This is a genomic window from Chitinophaga sp., from assembly GCF_035564935.1.
In the GTDB taxonomy this organism is placed as follows: Bacteria; Bacteroidota; Bacteroidia; order Chitinophagales; family Chitinophagaceae; genus Chitinophaga.
The window spans coordinates 1-6,083 of the sequence record NZ_DATMTE010001026.1; the positions used below are offsets into that span (position 1 = coordinate 1).

At 47.3% G+C, this 6,083-nt stretch carries 5 protein-coding genes; 4 read left to right on the plus strand and 1 reads right to left on the minus strand.

Going from position 1 to position 6,083, the window contains the following annotated elements:
• Positions 1-50: 50 nt before the first annotated feature.
• Positions 51-680 (minus strand): MarR family transcriptional regulator, encoded by a 630-nt coding sequence (locus tag VN105_RS26620; RefSeq protein ID WP_325645970.1) that lies wholly within the window; start codon positions 678-680, stop codon positions 51-53.
• Positions 681-1,060: 380 nt separating this feature from the next.
• On the opposite strand from VN105_RS26620, the gene VN105_RS26625 reads away from it, so the two are divergent.
• The 4 genes from VN105_RS26625 (at position 1,061) to VN105_RS26640 (ending at position 5,693) form a co-directional block, all read left to right on the plus strand.
• Entirely contained in the window at positions 1,061-1,627 is a 567-nt protein-coding gene (locus VN105_RS26625; RefSeq protein ID WP_325645972.1) for an NADPH-dependent FMN reductase, read from the plus strand.
• A 209-nt stretch (positions 1,628-1,836) separates the two neighbouring features.
• Entirely contained in the window at positions 1,837-3,579 is a 1,743-nt protein-coding gene (locus tag VN105_RS26630) for an ABC transporter ATP-binding protein (protein WP_325645974.1), read from the plus strand.
• Entirely contained in the window at positions 3,563-5,326 is a 1,764-nt protein-coding gene (locus tag VN105_RS26635) for an ABC transporter ATP-binding protein (protein ID WP_325645976.1), read from the plus strand. Before VN105_RS26630 ends, VN105_RS26635 begins: the two co-directional genes overlap by 17 nt.
• Positions 5,327-5,480: 154 nt before the next feature.
• A complete protein-coding gene (locus VN105_RS26640; RefSeq protein WP_325645978.1) occupies positions 5,481-5,693 on the plus strand; it encodes a hypothetical protein in 213 nt (70 codons plus the stop codon).
• Positions 5,694-6,083 lie beyond the last annotated feature (390 nt).

Here is a 6,083-nt window from a genome sequence, read left to right on the forward strand (position 1 = left end):
AAAATACATGAGTTTGTATGATGATCATGAAGCAGCTGAAAAAGCCGGCGTCATTTCCCGGTGATGCGGTACACGCACCGGCGCTGCCCATCCAGTATATGTTCCAGGCGTTCCACTTTTGCATGTTTCCCGATAATAGCGGAAAACAATTCCTGTTCCAACTGGCAGAACCGGCTGCAGCAGGTAGCGGCCGCCTGTATGGGACAATGATTTTCTATAAGCAGGTAACTGTTTCCTTCATTAACACAGGAGGCCATGTAACCCTCACGGTTACGGATATCCGCTAATGCGCGCACGCGGCTTTCTGTAGTGGTGGACCCTTTCAGTTCTTCCTGGTATTTTTCCAGGGTACTTTGGGCGGCAGCATCAAGTACGCCCTCCATCATGGCTGCGGGAAGCGTTTTGGTCATGTTGCACAGCAGCCGTAGCGCCAGGTCCTGGTGCCGGTCGGGAAAACGGGCATTGCCCGCTTCCGTGAGCGACCAGATCTGTTTTGGTCTGCCCCTGCCCTTTGCCTCCGTGGTGGCCTGTACCAGCCCTTCATTTGCCAGCTTGAGCAGCTGAAACCTGGCGCCTTCCATCGTTACCTTCAGTTCCTCCGCCAGTTTACACAAGGGTTGCGGCCCCTGTGCTTTCAGTATCCATATCGCCCGCTCATTATCGGCAAAGTTATTATTCATAATAAACAAAGTGTTTATTTGGTTTATTCGGCAAAGATACTATCTTTGTCCCATAAAGAAAACGATCCTTTGTAATACGTAACACCGGTAATGCAGCGGAATATGGCGATGTGCATATTCATTGCTGCCTTCTGTGGCGGCACGTTGATGTGTAACAATGTGCATATTCATTGCCTGTCCATACCTGCGCCTTCGTACACATGCCAGCGCGCAGCGCATATGTACCCGGTGCAGTGATACGTATTTCAAACTGCGCTCCTGCATATACCGGCCGGCAGGGCCCTCCGTCCGGTAGCAATCTTACAATGCAAACCATCAGTTACCGCCGGAATATCATTGCCGGTACAGGTGGCCACATGTCTTACTAAAAAATAAAAATGATGAAAATAGCCATATTAATCGGAAGTATCCGGCAGGGAAGGCAATCACAGAAAATTGCCCATTACCTGCAGAAAAAACTAACAGACAGGGGACTGGATACCGACCTGGTAGACCTGGCGCAAACGCAGCTCCCCATGCTGGAAGAGCGGGTGGGTATTCATCCGCAACTGCCGCAGGTGGTAAAGGACCTGAGTATCCGGCTGCATGCCGCAGATGCGCTGATATTTGTTACACCGGAATACCACGGCAGCTTTTCGGGTGTACTGAAAAATGCATTGGATTATTTCAGCAGCGAATTTTCGCGGAAAGCCATCGGGATTGTTACGGTAAGCGCCGGTAAACTCGGTGGTATCAATGCCGCCACACAGCTGCAACAGGTGATCCTCAGCGTGGGCGCTTATGCACTGCCGGTAAAACTGCTGGTACCGGAGGTATATGGCGCCTTTACAGACACGCAGGAACTTACCAGCGAACACACGGCCAAATCGGCCGCCCGGTTCCTGGATGAATTTTACTGGCTTGCCAGCGCTGTTTACGAAAAAAAGAAAGCAGCGGTAACTATTTAATCAGGCCGCCGGCGCGGGTTCCAACGGGCAGGAACCAACGCCGGTTGCTTTTTTCCTGCACCACTCCCCTTTCTGCTCCAATAACCCATACCAGGAAGCGTGAAAAAAATAATATCTTGTTGCGATATTGTACAATATTTGCAGCGCGGATTCGTCTTCACCTGGAAATCCTTTTAAAAGCCGCGTCCCGCTAAACACACCAGTTAATAATGAAACAAAAAGAGGGTAGTAAAAAGAAAGAAGCCGGCATTTTCAGTCTCCTGCAACCCTATATGGGTATGGTTAGTTTACTGATCCTGTTTACACTGCTGAGCAATGGCCTTAACCTGTGGTTACCCAAAATTATAGGAAATGGGATCGACAGCTACGGGCACGGTACCTTTCAGCTGAATGCATTGCTGACAAAATTTATAGTGGCGGTGGTCATCATCCTGCTGTTTACCTACCTGCAGAACATCATACAAACATATGTGTCGGAAAAAGTAGCGCGCAACCTGCGTACTAAAATATCGGACAAGATCTCCGGCCAGAGCTATGCCTGGGTAGAGCAGGCCAATCCGTCGCGGCTGCTTACCAACCTGATTGCCGATGTGGATTCTATCAAGCTGTTTGTTTCGCAGGCTATCGTATCGCTGGTGTCGTCCTTATTTATTATTATAGGCGCCAGCGTACTGCTGCTCACCATTAACTGGGAACTGGCGCTGGCAGTGATTGCCACGCTACCCGTAATAGGAATCACCTTTTTCCTGGTATTACGTAAAGTGAGGTCCCTGTTCATTAAAAGCCGGGAGGTAATGGATTGGCTGAATAAAGTGATCAATGAAAGTATACTTGGTGCGGCGCTGATCCGTGTCATCAATTCACAGCAGCTGGAATACCAGAAATTCCTGGATGCGAACGGCAAAGCAATGGATTTTGGTTTATCCATTGTAAAGCTTTTTGCGGGGCTGATCCCTGTGATCACATTTACTGCGGGTATAGCCAATCTTATCATCCTGGCGCTGGGTGGTCATTTCGTGATAACCGGCAGTATGAGCCTCGGCGATTATGCCGCCTTCAGCAGTTATCTTGCCTTACTGATCTTCCCGATACTGGTGATCGGCTTTATGAGTAATATTATTGCCCAGGCCACCGCTTCCTATCAAAGGATCAGTAATGTGATCAACATGCCCGACATTATGCCGGCAGGTACTGTTACTACGCCTGTTAAGGGAGATATTCAATTCCAGGGGGTAAACGTAAACTACGGTCAGAAACCGGTGCTCAAGGATATTTCCTTCTCCATCAAAGCCGGGTCGAAGGTGGCTATTATCGGGCCTACTGCCGCCGGGAAAACACAGTTGCTATATCTTCTTACAGGTTTACTCAAACCTTCTTCCGGTACCGTGCTGGTAGACGGGCGCCCGGTAAGCGAATATGACGGCGAATCCTTTCATAGCCAGGTGGGTTTTGTATTCCAGGACAGTATCATCTTTAATATCAGCATCCGGGAAAATATAGCGTTCAATGAAACTGTTACCGAAGCGGCTATGGAAAAGGCATTGCGCACTGCTGCACTGAAGGAATTTACAGAAACCCTTCCGGAAAAACTGGATACCATTGTTTCAGAAAGAGGTGCCAGTCTTTCCGGTGGACAAAAACAACGCATCATGCTGGCCCGCGCGCTGGCCATTAACCCGAAGATCCTGCTGCTGGATGATTTTACCGCCCGTGTAGACACCAATACGGAAAAGAAAATCCTTGCAAATGTACAAACGGAATACCCCGGTATCACGTTACTTTCTGTAACGCAGAAAATATCCTCGGTAACGCATTACGACCAGATCATCCTGCTCATGCAGGGTGAAATTATTGCGACCGGCAAACACGAAGAGTTGTTGCATACCAGTCCGGAGTACATCCAGATCTTTAATTCCCAACAAAGTACCAGCAATTATGAATTACAATCTTAATAAGTTTACGGAGAAAGAGCAGAAGACTTCCAACTACTCCGCATTCAGAAATTTGCTGAAGCTGATTTCGCATGAAAGAAGGAACCTGGCAGTAGCTTTAACGGCTATCCTGCTCAATTCTGTACTCAACCTGCTGGGACCTTTCTTAATAGGTTATACCATCGATCATTATGTGCAGCATAAACAATACCATGGCGTACTGGTCTTTTCCGGTATCCTGCTGGGGCTTTACCTGGTGGCGTTATTCACCAGTTACTTCCAGACAAAGCTGATGGGAGGTGTTGGGCAGCGTACCCTGTTTACCCTCCGGAATGCTATTTTTAGTAAGATACAGCAACTGCCGGTAGCCTTCTTTAACCAGAACAAAGCAGGGGACCTTATATCCCGTGTTAATAATGATACGGATAAACTCAACCAGTTCTTTTCACAATCGCTGATGCAGTTTGTAGGCAACATCTCCACCATGATTGGCGCGGGTGTTTTCCTGCTTATCATCAATTATAAAGTTGGCATTGCCGCGCTGGCGCCGGCTTTACTGATACTCATCTTTACCCGGGTATTATCTCCCTGGGTAAAAAGAAAAAATGCCGAAAACCTGAAAACGGTGGGTAACATGAGCGCTGAAATACAGGAAAGCCTGAGTAATTTTAAAGTAATAGTAGCGTTTAACCGCCGCGATTATTTCCGGCAGCGTTTCCAGGATGCCAACGAAAAAAACTACCGGAGCGCCATAGGCACCGGTCTGGCCAACAATGTGTTCCTGCCGTTCTATGCCATGTGCGCCAGTATTGCACAATTGCTGGTATTAACCGGCGGTATCTACCTGATCACACAGGGCGAATTTAGTATAGGCTTACTCGTTAGTTACCTGGCATACGCCACTTATTTTTATAATCCACTGCGGCAACTGGCCACACTGTGGGCCAATTTCCAGGTGGCCATGGCCGGCTGGGACAGGATCTCCGAAATACTCGGCCTGGAAACAGACCTCGTAACAGTGCCTGCTGCAACGGCTTCCGGCAATACAACAGCGCTGCTGGAATTCAGGAATGTACATTTTGGTTATCCAGAAGGAAGGGAAATTCTGCACAACATCAGTCTTTCGCTGGAAAAAGGAAAAACTTACGCCCTGGTAGGCCCAACCGGTGGCGGTAAAACCACTACCGCTTCGCTGATCGCACGTTTGTACGATCCCACGCAGGGCATGGTGCTGCTGGATGGCAGGGATATCCGCAGTTACAGCGCAGAAGCGCGTTCGCAGAAAATAGGCTTTATCCTGCAGGAACCTTTCCTGTTTACCGGAACGGTAAAAGAAAATATCCTGTATGGCAACCCTGCTTACAAAGATTTTTCGAACGAACAACTCACCGCAGTGATCAGGGAATCTAATCTTGAAAAGTTGCTCGCTATTTTTGAAAACGGGCTGGATACAAAAGTTCTTTCAGCTGGCGACAGTGTGAGCCTGGGGCAAAAGCAGCTGATTGCCTTTATGCGTGCTGTATTACGTAAGCCCGACCTGCTGATCCTGGATGAAGCCACCGCCAACATCGATACAGTAACCGAACAATTACTTGGAGAAATCCTGGAAAAATTACCGGAAAGCACCACGCGGGTGATCATTGCCCATCGTTTGAATACCATTGAAAATGCCGACGAAATATTTTTTGTAAACTCGGGAGAAGTAACACGGGCGGGGTCTTTACAAAATGCGATGGAAAAATTGTTGCACGGCGTAAGGGCAAGCTGATCCATGGTTGCCATGCAAATTATCAGTAAGCTGTGAAAGTGTCTTTCATGCAGGTACTGTAATATTCCACAACAAACAGCTTCGTTAGTAGATGGCAATATTACACTACAACGAACACCGTGCGAAAGTCCTGAATTTTTGTTATATTCACTACATGTCAAAATTCAAAGACGTAGTGGTAACACTATCCAAAAAGCATCCACAAACCGGTGAGCCTGCACAGGCAGGTCACACGTTTGTGATAGGCGTATTAGGTAAAAAAACTGCCTTTTACGAAATCCAGACGGAGCAGTTAAACAATCTTCATAATGATGATCTGCAAAAAGCATTGTTTAACCTGCTTCACCCGCAAACCCCGCATCATTAGGCTTGCCATTTTTTCGACAACAGGCAATTCCTGAGAATTGTTTTAATGACCGCCCACGCTGCAGCTACCTGTATAAAGGCGCTGCTTCACTTCCCTGCGGCATTTTTTTATAAACAAAGGGCTCAAATTTACCCGTATGTGATCTATATCTGTCAGATATGGGTCATATACGGCATTAAGAAGGCCGCAGCGGTGAATAAAAAACGATGCCTAAAGATCAGGACACGTCATTGTCTTCTTTAGTGTCAAAAAAATCAAACGATGCTTAAATCTAACAAAATATTGTCTGTAGCTCCGGGCTTAAAATCAAATGATAATCGAATCAGATAGAATACCTACCTGTATTCCGTCGCCTAAGAAAAAGGGTGATCAAATCTAATAAAATATCTA

What these genes read in the sequence shown, in the direction of transcription:
- VN105_RS26635 (WP_325645976.1), top strand. Translation starts at nt 3,563, where the DNA reads ATGAATTACAATCTTAATAAGTTTACGGAGAAAGAGCAGAAGACTTCC.
- VN105_RS26640 (WP_325645978.1), top strand. Translation starts at nt 5,481, where the DNA reads ATGTCAAAATTCAAAGACGTAGTGGTAACACTATCCAAAAAGCATCCA.
- VN105_RS26625 (WP_325645972.1), top strand. Translation starts at nt 1,061, where the DNA reads ATGAAAATAGCCATATTAATCGGAAGTATCCGGCAGGGAAGGCAATCA.
- VN105_RS26630 (WP_325645974.1), top strand. Translation starts at nt 1,837, where the DNA reads ATGAAACAAAAAGAGGGTAGTAAAAAGAAAGAAGCCGGCATTTTCAGT.
- VN105_RS26620 (WP_325645970.1), bottom strand. Translation starts at nt 680, where the DNA reads ATGAATAATAACTTTGCCGATAATGAGCGGGCGATATGGATACTGAAA.